Genomic DNA, 14,692 nt, shown 5'->3' with positions numbered 1-14,692 from the left:
ATGGCGAACCTGAGGGCAGGCCTGATCGGCCTCGGCATGATGGGGCGTCACCACGGCCGCGTGCTGGCTTCCCTGGACGGCGTCGACCTGGTCGCCGTCGCGGACCCGGGCGGTGACAAGTTCGGTGTCGCCGGCGGTCGTCCGGTGCACTCCACCATCGAGCAGTTGATTGCCGAAGGCATCGACTACTGCATGGTCGCGGTGCCGACCCAGTACCACGCGGAGATCGCCAAGGCGCTGGCCGAGGCCGGCGTGCACGCGATGATCGAGAAGCCGCTGGCCGGTTCCTCGGCCGAGGCGACCGAGATCGCCAAGGCGTTCGAGGCGGCCGGCCTGGTCGGCGCGGTCGGTCACATCGAGCGGTACAACCCGGCGCTGCAGGCGCTGCGGGTCCGCCTCGAGGCCGGCGAGCTGGGCGACATCTACCAGATCACCACGCGCCGGCAGGGCCCGTTCCCGGCCCGCATCGCCGACGTCGGCGTCGTGCTGGACCTGGCGACGCACGACATCGACCTGACCGCCTGGGTGACCCAGTCCCCGTTCGTGACCGTGTCCGCGCAGAGCGCGCACAAGTCCGGCCGCGAGTACGAGGACCTGATCGCTGTCACCGGCAAGCTGGCCGACGGCACCGTCACCAGCCACCTGGTCAACTGGCTGTCCCCGATGAAGGAGCGGCTCACCGTCGTCACCGGTGAGAAGGGCGCCTTCATCGCCGACACCCTGACCGCCGACCTGACCTTCCACGCCAACGGCACGGTCGCCACCGCGTGGGACGACGTCGCGCACTTCCGTGGTGTCAGCGAGGGCGACATGATCCGCTACGCGATCAGCAAGCCCGAGCCGCTGCGCACCGAGCACGAGGCCTTCCGGGACGCCGTCCTGGGCAAGGACGCCGACATCGTCACGCTGCAGCAGGGTCTGACCACCGTTGCCGTCGCCGAGGCCGTCATCCAGTCGGCCGCCGAGGATCGCACCATCAAGGTCGCCGCGTCGTGAAGGTCCTGAGTGTTGTCGGGGCGCGTCCCCAGTTCGTGAAGCTCGCCCCGATCGCCGAGGCGTTCGCGGCGACCGACCACGAGCACGTGATCGTGCACACCGGTCAGCACTACGACAAGAACATGTCCGACGTGTTCTTCGCCGACCTGAAGATCCCGGCGCCGGATGTCCACCTGGGCATCGGCTCCGGTAGCCACGGTGTGCAGACCGGCGCGATGCTGTCCGCGATGGACGCCGTACTGGATGAGCACCGGCCGGACTGGGTGCTCGTTTACGGCGACACCAACTCGACACTGGCCGGCGCGCTGTCGGCAGTGAAGATGCACCTCCCGGTCGCGCACCTGGAGGCCGGTCTGCGGTCGTTCAACCGGCGGATGCCGGAGGAGCACAACCGGGTGCTGACCGACCACGCGTCGGACATCCTGCTCGCCCCGACCCAGGTGGCGATGGATCACCTGGCCAACGAGGGCCTGAAGGACAAGTCCCGGCTGGTCGGCGACGTCATGACCGACGTCTGCTTCCGGGTCCGGGACGCCGTCAAGGACCAGCCGCTCGACCTGCCGTTCAAGCAGGGCGAGTACCTGGTCGCGACGATCCACCGGCCGGACAACACCGATGACCCGGAGCACCTGGCCGGCATCATCGAGGGCCTGGCCAACGTCGGGCGCCCGGTGGTCCTGCTGGCGCACCCGCGCCTGGTCGCCAAGTGTGCGGAGCACGGCATCAAGCTGGAGCGTCCGGACGGTTCGCTGCACGTCCGCGAGCCGCTGGCCTACCCGGAGATGGTTCAGGCCGTCATCGGTTCGGCCGGTGTCGTCACCGACTCCGGTGGTCTGCAGAAGGAGGCCTTCCTGCTCGGCCGCGTCTGCACCACGCTGCGGCCCGAGACCGAGTGGGTCGAGACCGTCGAGTCCGGCTGGAACGTGCTGACCTCCGACGTGAGCAAGCTGCCCGAGCTGGCTGCTCGGACGGCCCCGACGGGCGAGCGCCCGATGCCGTACGGCGACGGTCACGCGGCCGGTCGCGTGGTCGCAACGCTCGCCGAGTAGAACATGTCGATGGCTGCCGAGGACGTGGTGCAGTCGCCCGCCCAGGAGGTTTCTGGGCCGGCGGCGGCCTCGCCCTCGGCAGCTACCCGTATTGAGTCCCTGACCGGTCTGCGGTGGTGGGCGGCGTTCTTCGTCTTCACCCACCACATGGGGAATCTGGCCCCGCTGCCGATCCGCGAGTTCCTGAAGCTCGGCACCTCCGGGGTGACGTTCTTCTTCGTGCTCTCGGGTTTCGTACTCACCTGGTCGACCCGGCCCGGGACGGTGGCCGGCACGTTCTACCGCCGCCGGTTCGCCCGGATCGTCCCGGCCCACGTGGTCGCGCTGATCCCGGCGATCGTCGTGTTCTACCGGTTCGACCCGCCGGAGAACATGTTCTGGATCAAGCCGGTCTCGATCACCGCGATCGTGCTGTCGCTGTTCCTGCTGAACGGCTGGTCGAACAACCCCGACATCCTGTACGGCGGGAATCCGGCGTCCTGGACGTTGTCGATCGAGATGTTCTTCTACGCGTTCTTCCCGTTCCTGCAGCGCATCACGGCCCGGCTGAAGCTGGCCGGTGCGTTGATCGTCGCCGCAGCCGCGATCGTCATCTCGGGCGGGTACCGGTTGACGCAGTACCACTGGGCCGACCTGCCGACGCTGCCGCCACCGTTGCTGCACGCGACCGCGTTCGTGGTCGGGATCGCGATCGCCATCGCGTTGCGATCGGGCTGGACCACCCGGCTGCCGGCCTGGCTCGGCTATCTCGCGATCGGCGTCGGGCTGATCGTTCTCACCTATACGTTCCGGCACCCGGGCAAGGTGCCGTTCGGAACCGAGATCAGCCTGCTGCAGAAGGAGATTCTCACCCTCCTCTACGGCTTTCTGATCCTGGTCGTCGCTGCCCGGGACCTGCGCGGTGGCCGGTCCCTTCTCCGGAGCAAGCCGCTGGTCGCACTCGGCCAGTGGTCGTACTCCTTCTATCTGGTGCATGCCACCGTGCTGTACGCGATCAGGGAACTGCACGGACACAGCGAAGCTGTCTCCTGGCTCAACCTGACCTGGTACGCCGGTGTCGGCGCCGTCTCGATCCTCGCCTCGTGGCTGCTCTACAAGTTCGTCGAGCACCCGCTGGAACTCAAGCTACGAGGCTCCCGTTGAAGAATCACTATCTAGTGGAGTCAGAGTGCGCGTCAGTGTAATTGCCTTGGGCAAGATCGGTCTGCCGTTGGCGGTCCAGTTCGCCTCGAAGGGGCACCAGGTCGTCGGTGTCGACATCAACGAGAAGTTCGTCGAGCTGGTGAACGCCGGCCAGGAGCCGTTCCCGGGTGAGGACCACCTGCAGGAGCTGCTCGCCGAGACCGTGGCCGACGGCCGCCTGCGGGCGACCACCGACTACGCCGACGCCATCCCGAACAGCGACGCCGTCGTGATCGTGGTGCCGTTGTTCGTCGACGAGAAGACCGGCGAGCCGGAGTTCGGCTGGATGGAGAACGCGACTCGTTCGCTGGCCGAGCACCTCACCCCGGGCACCCTGGTCTCCTACGAGACCACGCTGCCGGTCGGCACCACCCGGAACCGGTGGAAGCCGATGCTGGAGGAGATCTCCGGCCTGACCGAGGGCACCGACTTCCACCTGGTGTTCTCCCCGGAGCGCGTGCTCACCGGCCGCGTCTTCGCGGACCTGCGCAAGTACCCGAAGCTCATCGGCGGTCTGTCCGACGAGGGCGCCAAGCGCGCCACCGAGTTCTACGAGGCCGTCCTCGACTTCGACGAGCGCCCGGATCTCGAGCGTGGCAACGGCGTCTGGGACCTCGGTTCCGCCGAGGCCGCCGAGCTGGCGAAGCTGGCCGAGACCACCTACCGCGACGTCAACATCGGCCTGGCGAACCAGTTCGCCCGGTTCGCCGGCCAGAACGGCATCGACGTCACCCAGGTGATCGACGCGTCGAACTCGCAGCCCTACAGCCACATCCACCGTCCCGGCATCGCCGTCGGCGGTCACTGCATCCCGGTCTACCCGCGGCTCTACCTGTACACCGACCCGGACGCGACCGTCGTCCGCGCCGCCCGCGAGGCGAACGCCGGCATGCCGGACTACACCATCGGCCTGCTCGAGGGTGCCTTCGGCGACCTCAAGGGTGCCAAGGTCGTCGTCCTCGGTGCGTCGTACCGCGGTGGCGTCAAGGAGACCGCGTTCTCCGGCGTCTTCCCGGCCGTCGACGCGCTGAAGGGCCGCGGCGCCGAGGTCTTCGTGCACGACCCGATGTACACCGACGAGGAGCTCACCGGGCTCGGCTTCACGCCGTACACGCTGGGCACGCCGGTGGACGCGGCGGTGCTGCAGGCCGACCACGCCGAGTACGCCGAGCTGTCGCCGGCCGACCTCCCGGGCGTCACGGTGCTCGTGGACGGCCGCGACAAGACCGACGCCGCCAAGTGGGCCGGTGTCCGTCGCATCGTGATCGGAAGGTCCGTCCGGCAGTGACCCAGCCCGACCTGCGGGTGGTGCTGCTCAGCAGCACCACTCACGAGGGGGCAGCAAGACTCGCCGGAGCCCGGGCACAGGTGACTGTGCTCGGGCCCTCGGCTACCAGGGAGTCGTCGAAGGAACTTGTCGACGGCGCTCTGGTTTTTCGCGTCCCGCTCCGGGAACCGCAGGTCGGTGACAGGCACAAGGTCGCGTTGGCCGACCTCAAGACCGACCTGGCCCACGGCCGGGTTGGCAGAGTCGAGCAGTTGCTCCGACGCGCCTGGTTGAAAGTGCTGAAGATCGATCCAAGGGCGAGTGCTTCGAAGGCACAGATGCTGGAGCTCACCTTCGGTGGGCTGATCGACCGCCTCCAGCCGGATGTCGTGTACGCACAGGATGCTGCGATGCTTGGCGTCGCCAACCGTGCTGCCGCCCGAGCGAAGCTGCAGAAGCGAGTGCTGAAGGTCGCCTCCCAAGACGCCGGTGCAGACCATGGGGAGGCCGCTCCGGCGCGCAGTCGGGCGCATGCGCGGCGCCTGCTGATCGGACCGGTGAACAGTGCTGGGCAGGCCTGGTTGTGGGCTCAGGCTCTGGAGCAGGCGGTGCCCGGGCTGGCTGTTGAGACGCTCAACACCACCGGTGCGAAGTTCGAGTTCCCTGCTCATCGCACTGCCACAGCTGAGCAATACAAGGGCGATCTGCGTTGGCAGCTCGACCTCACAGCTTGGGCATTGGCCGAAGTCACCCATGTGCTGTTCGAAGCGGGCCGGCCGATGTTCGGCCAGCTCCCCGGGCAGATGTGGACGAGCGACGTACCGATGCTGGACAGGGCAGGCATCCGGCACGGTTTGGTCTTCCATGGCTCGGAAATCCGCGATCCGGCCAGGCATCGACAGCTGTTCGAGCACTCGCCGTTCCAGGACCCGGATGACGACTTCACTCGCCGGCTGCAGGCTGCGAACGACGTACTGCGGCGGCATCTGTCGTCGTACGACGGCCCTGTGTTCGTGACCACCCCGGACCTGCTGGAGTTCGTCGACAACGGGACGTGGCTGCCGCTGACCGTCGATGTGAACGCTCTGGCGTCGGACCGGCCGGTGCTGGAGCGGGCGGTGCCAGTCGTGCTGCATGCGCCGTCCAGTAGCGCTCTAAAGGGCTCGGCGTACGTCGACCCGGTGCTGACCGACCTGGACGCGCGTGGGGTGATCAAGTACCAGCGCGTCGAGGGGGTGCGGCACTCCGAGCTGGCTGCGCTGGTGAAGGACGCCGATCTGGTGGTCGACCAGCTGATGCTCGGCTCGTACGGCGTACTGGCGTGTGAGGCGATGGCGGCCGGGCGGGTCACTGTGGGTCACGTGGCGGACCGCGTGCGCGCGCTGCTGCCCGCTGAGCTGCCGATCGCGGAGGCCACTCCGAGTGACCTTGGTGCGGTGATCGAGCGCCTGGTGAGCGATCGGGAGACGTCGCGGAAGCTGGCCGACGGCGGGGCTGCTTACGTTCGGGAACTGCACGATGGACGCAGAGCAGTCGAAGCGCTGCTACCTTTCCTCGGTGGCAGGTGACATGCGGGTATTGATGATTGCGCAGTCTCCGATCGCCGGGGACTCGCGAATCCTTCGCGAGGCAACCGCGCTGGCGGATGCTGGGCACACGATTCACATCATCGGGCGGGACGTGCCCGAGGGCTTCGAGATCGGCCCGAAGATCACGGTCGAGTCGGTGTCGCGCTCCTCCGGGCTGCGCGCCGGTGGCGGCGGACTGGCGGTCGGGCACGGGCGGCGTGGGCCGAAGGTGCTGGCCAAGCGCTTCGGGCGCTGGCTGCTGCTGCCGGAGCACCGGCTGCGGACCGAGAAGCAGTGGCGGCTCGCTGCGTCGCCGAAGGTGGCTGCGGCCGGCCCGTTCGACGTCGTACACGCTCATGACTTCAACACGCTCGAGCTGGCCGCGGAGTACGCCGAGAAGTGGCAGGCGATCCTGGTCTACGACAGCCATGAGCTGTGGTTCGACCGTGCGCTGCCGGGCCGGCCGACGCCGTTCTGGCGCGCAAAGGGCCGGAGGTTCGAGGCTGAGCTGGCTGCGAAGGCACGGGTCGTTTTCACCGTCTCCGACGGCATTGCCGTTCGGCTGCGCGACCGCGGCCTCACCGATGTCCGCGTCATCCGGAACACGTTCCCGAAGGCCAACTTCGTCCCGCCGCCGCTGGAGCGACCCGAGGGACTCCTGTACGCCGGTCGCGTGGGCGCGGGTCGTGACCTGCCCACCGTGGTCGGGGCCGCGCGTCAGCTGGAGCCGTTTCGCACCGTGCTGATGGGCTCGGTGGATCCCAACTATCGCTTGGATCTGGGGCCGGTCGAGGTCGTGGCCGAGCGCTCGATCGACGAGGTCGACGAGACCCTGCGCTCGTACGGCATCTCGCTGGTCACGCTGACCAACACCTGCGAGAACCACCGGCTGGCGTTGCCGAACAAACTCTTCCACGCGGTCAGAGCCGGCGTACCGGTGGTTGCGGCCGACCTGCCCGAGCTGCGGTCGGTCGTGTCGTCGCATCAACTCGGAACGCTCTACACGCCTGGTGATCCCGCTTCGCTGACGGCCGCCGTACGGGCTCTGATCGAGAGCTACCCGGTCTACACCGCCGGCGTCCGCGAAGCCGCCGACGAGCTCAACTGGGAACACGACTCCCAAACCCTCGTCAAGGCCTACTCCGAGCTGTAGTCCCCGATTTCCCTGGCTAGGCAGCCAAATCGGGGGTTCTACACCGTGGTTAACGGTGCAGAACCCCCAATATCAGTGCCTAGCCAGCCAAATGGGGGATCAGCGGGAGGCTTCGACCATCTGCTGCATGAGCTTGACCGGGTCCTTCTCGGGTTCCGGCTGGGCGAGGTCGCTCGCGATGACGCGTGCCTGCGGGGCTCCTGCGGTCGCCAGCGACTGGGTGTAGCCGGTGAGCGGGAGGGTCAGGGACGAGCGGGTCGGGTCCAGGGTGAGGGTGGCACCCGTGAACGGGATCGACGGGTTGTCGGGTTCGACCGTCAGGACGAGGCCGAGCCGGTGACCGGCGGCGAAGACGATGTCGTCGGCGTTCAGCTCGAACGTCAGGTCGTACCACTTGCCCGACTGCAGCGACTCCTTGCGGTTCAGCGACTTGTAGTGCCCGACGTCCGCGAGCGTGCGGATGACGACGGCCGCGTCCGAGACCGCCGTATTGATCTGGGTCTTGTTGTAGCAACCGGTGTCGAGCGCGTTGCCGTCACCCCAGCAGACCGGGGTGTTCGGAACGCTCGTCACGTTGGTGTAGCGGGTCGCCGTACCGTAGTCGACGACGCGAGCCTTGATACCGGCCGCGGCGCGGTTCGACTTCACCCGGACGGTCACCTTGCCGGTGCCGCTGATCCGGACCGCCTTGTCGAGCGTGTCGCTGAGGAACACTGCACGGTCGGGCTTCGGCGTGGTCGGATCCAGTACGACGGTGTCCGTGGACTCCTTGTCCGTACCCGTGAAGCTGACCGGGTCACCCGTGGCGGCCGCGATCGACAGGCCGCCGGCCTTTGCACCGTCGGCCTTTCCGAGGTTGAGCTTGGTCTGCTTGGCCCCGGCCGCCGGCCACTTGGCCTCGGTCGTGTAGCTGCCGTCCTCACGCATGATGGTCGCCTGCGGCTGCTTCATCACGTCGTTCTTCAGGCCCTGCAGCCAGTAGTCGAACCACGGGTGCAGTTGGTCGACGTACGCGTCCCGGAAGCTGAACCCGTCCAGGTGCACGCCCTGGTGCAGGAAGATCTTCCGCGGCACGTTGCGCTTGGCGATCTCGTCCCACCACTCGCCGAACTGCCGGGTCTTCACGTTCTCGTCGTCCAGACCGTGGATCGCGAACACGGAGGCGTGCACCTTGCTCGCGTCCAGCCGGTAGTTCCGCGGGTCCCAGAACTTGCTGTAGCTACCGGTCCGGGTGTCGGAGTCCTGCTCGACCTCGTCGGTCAGTGCGACACAGCGCGGGGTCTTGTCGTTGCTGACGTAGTCGTACAGGAACTCCATGTACGCGTCGTAGAACGGCACCCCGAAGCTGCGGGTGTAGTCGTACCAGCTGGAGATCGCCGCGATCGGAACGATCGTCTCCAGGCCACGGACACCGGTGCTGGCCACGGAATTCGCGATCGTCCCGTTCCACGACGTACCGATCATGCCGGCCTTGCCGGTGGACCAGTCGGCCTTCGCCTTGCTGCCGTCCGGGTTGTAGCCCGGCACCCGGTTGTTCAGCCAGTCGATGACCGCCTTGGTGCCCTGCACCTCGAAGTCGCCGCCGACGTCGGTACAGCCGGTGGAACGGTTCGTCCCCGGCATGTCGACGAACGCGACGGCGTACCCGCGCGGCACGAAGTAGTTGTCCAGCCAGCTGCCGTAGACCTGCCGGATGCCGTTGGAGTCGAAGTAGTTCGCCGGGTCGCCGGCGTAGTACGGCGAGGCCTGGATGATGACCGGTACGTCGATCCCGGCCTGCGCGGCCTCACCCGGGCGGATGATGTCGACGGTGATCTGGTCGGTCTTGCCGTCCTCGTCGTTGTCCGTGTGCGGGACGTCGACCGCGATCCGCTCGTGGATCGCGTTGTCGTAGTCGTACGCCGCGACCGTCTGCGTCCCCTGGACGAACGGCCTGGTCGGTGGTTTGGCGGCGTCCGCGGAAGGCCGGGCGGCCGCGGTCAGACTCGCGGCCGGAATCAACGCGGCCGCAGCAAGCAGGATCGTTCCGGTACGGAACGGAGTTCTGCGCATGCGTGTCTCTCCCCTATGGGCGGTGGGCAAGGCACGACGGCCCTCCCTCGAATAGGGCCGTGGTATTGGTCTGCACCTTAAGCACGGATGACCATCGTTGTCAGCACACATCTCGTCTCAACTGGTCACCGGACGCACACGCACGGGTAATACTTCACACCACCAGGTGGAGTTTGACGGGGGCGACGGTGATCTCGAGGCGTTGGCCCCAGGTGAGGGTGAGGGTGTCGGATTCCATGCCGTCGCCGAAGACGACCAGGTCGGACTCGGCCGTGATCGTCAACGCGTCGGGTGCCTTGAGGAGGCCCTCGGTGTTGGTGGTTCCGGTTGCTGGTGAGGGCCAGGCTTCGCGGACGAACCAGCACAGGGCTGGGTCGATGGGTGTTGGGAGGGTGAGCGGGCTGTGGCGTTCTTGCCAGGCTGAGCGGCACCACCCGGTCGAGCCGGTGCCGGTGCCGACGAGGATGCCTGACGATGACTGCCGTTCGGACCCCAGCCAGTACCGCGCGGACTGGTGGGTCCGGTGGCCGACGTACACCTCGTTGAGCGCGATCAGCTGCTGACCGTCGTCGGTCGACGCCGCGACCATGGTCCGCGCAGCGACGTTCGGTACGGCGAGCAGTTCGGTGATCGCCGCTGGTTCGTGCGGAACCAGTACGCCGGGATTGCGCGCCGGCTCCGGATTGATCCCGATCACGGGTTGGCCGTCCAGGTACTTGGCGGCGTTCGCCACCAGCCCGTCCTGCCCGACCGCGATCACCACGTCCTCGGGTCCGAACACGAACCGGTCCAGATCGTTGCGCTCGGCAACAGCTCGCCGCCAGTCCAGCGGGACGGCCGCAGACACGGTTGCCAACGCCTCCTGCTGAGCCCGATGCCGCTCATCGAGCTCTGCCAGATCCCGCCCGCGGCCCGCCAGGAAGAACCCCGCCTGCTGGCGAGTGCCGTGGTGGGCGACCAGCTCGGTGAGCTCGGTCGCCCGATGCACGATCACCGCCCTCGGTGGAAGTGGCATGTCAGGCCGTCAGCTTCGACAGGAGCGGAGTGATGAGGTCGGGGGTGAGGTTGAGCGTGCCGATCTCCGGCAGTGCACCCTGCTTGATCGCCAGCGCGAGAATCGTGCCTTGGTCGAGCTCGGCGTACGCCTCCAGCATCGCCTGCTCCGCCGCTGCCTCGGCTGCGCCGATGACTCGCTTCGCATCCGCCTCGGCCTCTGCCATCGCGCGCTGCCGGCTCGCGGCCGCCTGCGTCTCGATCTGACCGGCGGCCGCGGCCTCGGTCGCGCGCATGCGCTCGTTCTGCCCGCGCTGGTTGACCAACTGCTCCTCGCGACGGGCGAGCTCGATCTGGTTCTGCAGCTCGTTCTCCGCGATCGAACGCTCGCGCTCAACTGCCATCGCACGCCGTTCGTACGTCGCCTTGTCCGCCGCCTGCTGAACCATCTCGCGGGTGGGTGTCTGCAGCGCCTTCTCCACATCACGCTCGGCCCGTACGGCGACCACGCGGACATCCTCGACGCCGATCCCGAGCCCGGTCAGCCGCTGGTCCTCCCGCAGCCCGGTCCCGCAGGCCCGGCGCAGCTCGGTCATGCCCTCGGACAGTGCCTCGGTCAGGGTCATCCGGGCGAGCAGGTCGAGCGCGGTCTGCTGTGCCAGCTCGGTCAGCAACCCGCCCAACTGCTCAAGCGGTGTGGCTCGCCACATCCCCGTGTCGGGGTCGATCCCGAAGTCCAGCCGGGTCGCGGCCAGCCCCGGATCGACCACCCGGTAGGTGACGGTCGCCTGCACCGCCACGTCCTGGAAGTCCTGCGTCCGCCCGTGGAACAGCAGCGGCTGCTCACGGTCGTCGATCGGGATCTCGCTCAGCGAGGAGTTCAGGGCCCGGAACCAGAACGCCTGCCCGGCGCCGTCGTGCGCGAGCTTCCCGTTGCGCAGATGCCGCACGTGGGTGGTCGGGTTGGCCCGCAGGTGGCTGATGAAGCGGAACCTCGTGATGTCTGCCATGTCGTTCGTTCTCCCTTGTCGTCACTTTGACGATAAGGGAGGGAGTGACTTCTCGTCAAGGTGACGATTAGAGTGGTCGGTATGGACTTCGTGCCGCTGGGCCTGGCGACTGACCTGGTCATCCTGACCGTCCGCGAGAATGCCCTCCAGGTGCTGCTCATCCGCCGCGGCATCGCGCCGTACCGGGGTCGCTGGGCCCTTCCCGGCGGTTTCGTCCGCGAGGACGAGGACCTGGAGACCACCGCGCGCCGCGAGCTGACCGAAGAGACCGGCCTGGCCACCGACCGCATTCACCTCGAGCAGGTCGCCACGTACGGCGCTCCCACCCGCGATCCCCGCGGTCGCGTCGTCAGCGTTGCTTACCTGGCTCTGGTCCCCGACCTGCCCGCCCCGGTTGCAGGCACCGACGCCGAGTCCGCGCGCTGGGTCCCCGCCGATGCCTTGCTGGCCGACCCCGCCCGCCTGGCCTTCGACCACCACCAGATCCTGAGCGACGCCGTCGAACGCGCCCGCGCCAAACTCGAGTACTCCCCACTCGCCGCGGTCTTCTGTCCGCCGGAATTCACCATCTCCGAGCTCCGGGCCATCTACGAGGCGGTCTGGGGCACCCCGCTCGACCCCCGCAACTTCCACCGCAAGGTCACCAAAACCCCCGGCTTCGTGGAACCCGCCGGCGCCACGACCACCCGCGACGGCGGCCGCCCCGCCCAACTCTTCCACCGCGGCGACGCCTCGACCCTCCACCCACCCATGACCCGAGGCTGAACCCGGACCGCCAACACTCACCAACCTCCGTGGCGCCCGCCCCGCCACGCTCAGCCGTCGCTCGGAAACCGCCGTCCGAGGTACTTAGTGAGTGGGGGGCGGTCCGCAGATCTATTTGCTCGCGCTGCGGGCGGCGAGTTCTTCGGCGGTGATCAGGTCGGTGTGGGTGCCCGCCGAGCCGCAGGCCCAGGCGCCGGCGATGGTCCCGGCCTGCGCGGCGTCGTACCAGCCGACTCCGTCGAGCCAGCGCGCCAGGAACGCTGCGACGTAGGCGTCGCCGGCGCCGTTCGTGTCGACGACTGGCCGGTCGGCGAGTTTCAGCGCCGGGATGTGCCGCGGCGGCTTCCCCGGGAGATGCAGATAACTCCCACTGGCACCAGCCAGTACGACGACCGCCTGCGCGCGCCCGTGCTCAAAGATCCAACTCACAGCGTCATCCGGCAGCGAACTGGCCGAGACGAACACGATGTCCGCCGAGGTGGCGAAATCCCGGTGGTAGTCGTCCTTCCCGTCCCAGTCGTGCAGGTCGGTGGAGATCGTGCGGCCCGCGGCCAACGCATCGGGCAGGGCATCCCGAGCGAAATCCATGATCGAGACATGCACGTGCCGGGCGTCGGCGATCGCCGGTCGCCACAGCTCCGGGTCGACGCGCATCCCGGCCGGATGCCGCCCGTCGTAGAACGCGAGCCGCTCCCCGTCCGGCGTCACCAGATTGACCGACCGCCGCGTCCCGTTCGGATGCTCCACGAAGTGCAACGGCATCTGCAGATCCCAGTACAACTGCCGGATCCGGAACCCCTCGTCGTCCTCCCCGATCACATCCGCCAGCCCAGCCTGCATCCCGAGCAGGTGACACCCCAACGCAACCCCATGCCCGGTATGCCCGACGTACGTCTCGATGGGCTCGACCCACACCGTCTCCCGAGCGCCCAGTTCCAGCCCCGGCACCCGCACGATCGTGTCGACCCCAGCTCCGCCCACCACCAACACATCCAGCTCCACCCACCCGTCATACCCGACTTTCGTCCGTCCCGACAGGTGCGTTCCGCCACTCGGCGTCGCGGTCGACCTCGGGCCGGACGCTGAGGCAGTACTCCTTCGCCTCGGCGTACGGTCCGTCGGTCGGCAGCACGGAACACTGCACGTCCAGGTGCCGCATGCTGCACAGTGCTCGATCCAGGTACTTCATGGTCCGGCCTCCTCGAACTCGTTGTGAGTCCAAGGCTCGCCGTGTCGACTACTCCGTCGCGTCCCCAGATCTAATGACTTATCGGAGCCCCGGTCTTCTCCTGCAGCTCCTCGAAGGTCACCCCATCGGCCAGCTCGACCAGCTTCAGCCCGTCATCGGTGATGTCCAGTACGGCGAGGTCGGTGATGATGCGGTCGACCACTCCGCGCCCGGTGTACGGCAGGTCGCACTCGGTGAGGATCTTGTGCGAACCGTCCTTGGCGACGTGCTCCATCAGCACGATCACCTTCTTGGCGCCGTGCACGAGATCCATCGCCCCGCCCATGCCCTTGACCATCTTGCCGGGGATCATCCAGTTCGACAGGTCACCGGTCGCCGACACCTGCATCGCCCCGAGGATCGCGGCGTCGATCGCGCCGCCGCGGATCATCCCGAACGACAGCGACGAGTCGAAGAAGCTCGCCCCCGGCAGGGTCGTCACGGTCTCCTTGCCGGCGTTGATCAGGTCCGGGTCCTCGTCGCCGTCGAGCGGGTAGGGCCCGACACCGAGGATGCCGTTCTCCGACTGCAGTACGACGGTGACGCCGTCCGGGATGTAGTTGGGGACCAGCGTCGGCAGCCCGATCCCGAGGTTCACGTACGAGCCGTCCTCGAGCTCGCTCGCGGCCCGTGCCGCCATCTGCTCACGCGTCAACGGCATCTCAGGCCTCCTTCAGAGCAGGTTGCACAGTGCGCTTCTCGATGCGCTTCTCAATGTCCTTGCCGACGGCAACCACTCGCTGGACGTAGACGCCCGGCAGGTGGATCGAGTCCGGATCCAGTTCACCAGGCTGGACCAGTTCCTCGACCGTCGCGATCGTGACCCGGCCGGCCATCGCGGCCAGCGGGTTGAAGTTCCGGGCACTCCGGTCGAACACCAGGTTCCCGTGGGTGTCACCACGCAGCGCGTGCACCAGCCCGAAGTCGGTCGTGATCGAGTCCTCGAGGACGTACGTCGTACCGTTGATCTCGCGGGTCTCCTTCGGCTCCGAGGCCTTCGCGACCGAGCCGTCGGTGTTGTACTTCTGCGGCAGCCCACCCTCCGCGACCTGCGTCCCGACGCCGGCCAGCGTGAAGAAGGCCGCGATCCCGCAGCCGCCGGCGCGCAGCTTCTCGGCCAGCGTGCCCTGCGGGGTCAGCTCGACCTCCAGCTCACCGGACAGGAACTGCCGCGCGAACTCCTTGTTCTCGCCGACGTACGACGAGGTCATCTTCGCGATCCGCTTGTCCGCGAGCAGGATGCCCAGGCCCCAGTCGTCGACGCCGCAGTTGTTCGACACCACGCTGAGCCCGCTCACCCCCTTCTCGTGCAGGGCGCTGATCAGGTGCATGGGATTGCCACACAGCCCGAAACCGCCGACCGCGAGGCTCGCGCCGTCCTCGATGTCGGCGACCGCGGCCTGCGGCGACTCGTAGGTCTTGTCCATGG

14 protein-coding genes are annotated in these 14,692 nt (G+C 67.9%); 7 read left to right on the top strand and 7 right to left on the bottom strand.

Going from position 1 to position 14,692, the window contains the following annotated elements:
• From ACFVWG_RS39655 to ACFVWG_RS39630, 6 genes are read left to right on the top strand one after another with little or no spacing between them, the layout of a single operon-like run.
• On the top strand, window positions 1-996 hold the full coding sequence (locus tag ACFVWG_RS39655; protein ID WP_391548677.1) for a Gfo/Idh/MocA family protein: 996 nt from the start codon (window positions 1-3) through the stop codon (window positions 994-996).
• Window positions 993-2,045: a non-hydrolyzing UDP-N-acetylglucosamine 2-epimerase gene (wecB, locus tag ACFVWG_RS39650; protein WP_391548676.1), complete on the top strand. Its 1,053-nt coding sequence runs from the start codon at window positions 993-995 to the stop codon at window positions 2,043-2,045. The genes ACFVWG_RS39655 and wecB overlap by 4 nt, the downstream gene beginning before the upstream one ends.
• Before the next feature lie 9 nt (window positions 2,046-2,054).
• Complete coding sequence (locus ACFVWG_RS39645) at window positions 2,055-3,188, top strand: acyltransferase family protein (protein WP_391548675.1); 1,134 nt, start codon at window positions 2,055-2,057, stop codon at window positions 3,186-3,188.
• A 25-nt stretch (window positions 3,189-3,213) separates the two neighbouring features.
• A complete protein-coding gene (locus ACFVWG_RS39640; RefSeq protein WP_391548674.1) occupies window positions 3,214-4,515 on the top strand; it encodes a nucleotide sugar dehydrogenase in 1,302 nt (433 codons plus the stop codon).
• Window positions 4,512-6,062 (top strand): hypothetical protein, encoded by a 1,551-nt coding sequence (locus ACFVWG_RS39635; protein WP_391548673.1) that lies wholly within the window; start codon window positions 4,512-4,514, stop codon window positions 6,060-6,062. The genes ACFVWG_RS39640 and ACFVWG_RS39635 overlap by 4 nt, the downstream gene beginning before the upstream one ends.
• A complete protein-coding gene (locus ACFVWG_RS39630; protein WP_391548672.1) occupies window positions 6,052-7,215 on the top strand; it encodes a glycosyltransferase in 1,164 nt (387 codons plus the stop codon). Before ACFVWG_RS39635 ends, ACFVWG_RS39630 begins: the two co-directional genes overlap by 11 nt.
• 99 nt (window positions 7,216-7,314) lie before the next feature.
• Here the strand turns inward: ACFVWG_RS39630 and ACFVWG_RS39625 are convergent, their stop codons facing one another.
• The 3 genes from ACFVWG_RS39625 to ACFVWG_RS39615 all read right to left on the bottom strand — a co-directional run bounded on the left by ACFVWG_RS39625 (window position 7,315) and on the right by ACFVWG_RS39615 (window position 11,270).
• Entirely contained in the window at window positions 7,315-9,267 is a 1,953-nt protein-coding gene (locus ACFVWG_RS39625) for a CocE/NonD family hydrolase (RefSeq protein ID WP_391548671.1), read from the bottom strand.
• A gap of 154 nt (window positions 9,268-9,421) precedes the next feature.
• Window positions 9,422-10,282 (bottom strand): hypothetical protein, encoded by an 861-nt coding sequence (locus ACFVWG_RS39620; protein ID WP_391548670.1) that lies wholly within the window; start codon window positions 10,280-10,282, stop codon window positions 9,422-9,424.
• Window position 10,283: 1 nt separating this feature from the next.
• A complete protein-coding gene (locus tag ACFVWG_RS39615) occupies window positions 10,284-11,270 on the bottom strand; it encodes an SPFH domain-containing protein (protein WP_391548669.1) in 987 nt (328 codons plus the stop codon).
• A gap of 81 nt (window positions 11,271-11,351) precedes the next feature.
• On the opposite strand from ACFVWG_RS39615, the gene ACFVWG_RS39610 reads away from it, so the two are divergent.
• A complete protein-coding gene (locus tag ACFVWG_RS39610; protein ID WP_391548668.1) occupies window positions 11,352-12,035 on the top strand; it encodes an NUDIX domain-containing protein in 684 nt (227 codons plus the stop codon).
• A gap of 111 nt (window positions 12,036-12,146) precedes the next feature.
• On the opposite strand, the gene ACFVWG_RS39605 is transcribed toward ACFVWG_RS39610, so the two are convergent.
• The 4 genes from ACFVWG_RS39605 to ACFVWG_RS39590 all read right to left on the bottom strand — a co-directional run bounded on the left by ACFVWG_RS39605 (window position 12,147) and on the right by ACFVWG_RS39590 (window position 14,690).
• Window positions 12,147-13,037 (bottom strand): carbohydrate kinase family protein, encoded by an 891-nt coding sequence (locus tag ACFVWG_RS39605; protein ID WP_391548667.1) that lies wholly within the window; start codon window positions 13,035-13,037, stop codon window positions 12,147-12,149.
• Between the two features lie 7 nt (window positions 13,038-13,044).
• On the bottom strand, window positions 13,045-13,224 hold the full coding sequence (locus ACFVWG_RS39600; protein WP_391548666.1) for a hypothetical protein: 180 nt from the start codon (window positions 13,222-13,224) through the stop codon (window positions 13,045-13,047).
• A 70-nt stretch (window positions 13,225-13,294) separates the two neighbouring features.
• Window positions 13,295-13,924: a CoA transferase subunit B gene (locus ACFVWG_RS39595; protein ID WP_391548665.1), complete on the bottom strand. Its 630-nt coding sequence runs from the start codon at window positions 13,922-13,924 to the stop codon at window positions 13,295-13,297.
• Between the two features lies 1 nt (window position 13,925).
• Window positions 13,926-14,690: a CoA transferase subunit A gene (locus tag ACFVWG_RS39590; protein ID WP_391548664.1), complete on the bottom strand. Its 765-nt coding sequence runs from the start codon at window positions 14,688-14,690 to the stop codon at window positions 13,926-13,928.
• Window positions 14,691-14,692: the final 2 nt, after the last annotated feature.

This window comes from Kribbella sp. NPDC058245 (assembly GCF_042882005.1).
GTDB lineage: Bacteria > Actinomycetota > Actinomycetes > Propionibacteriales > Kribbellaceae > Kribbella.
The sequence above is the reverse complement of the archived record's forward strand: the minus strand, read 5'-3'. Positions and strand labels throughout refer to the sequence as shown.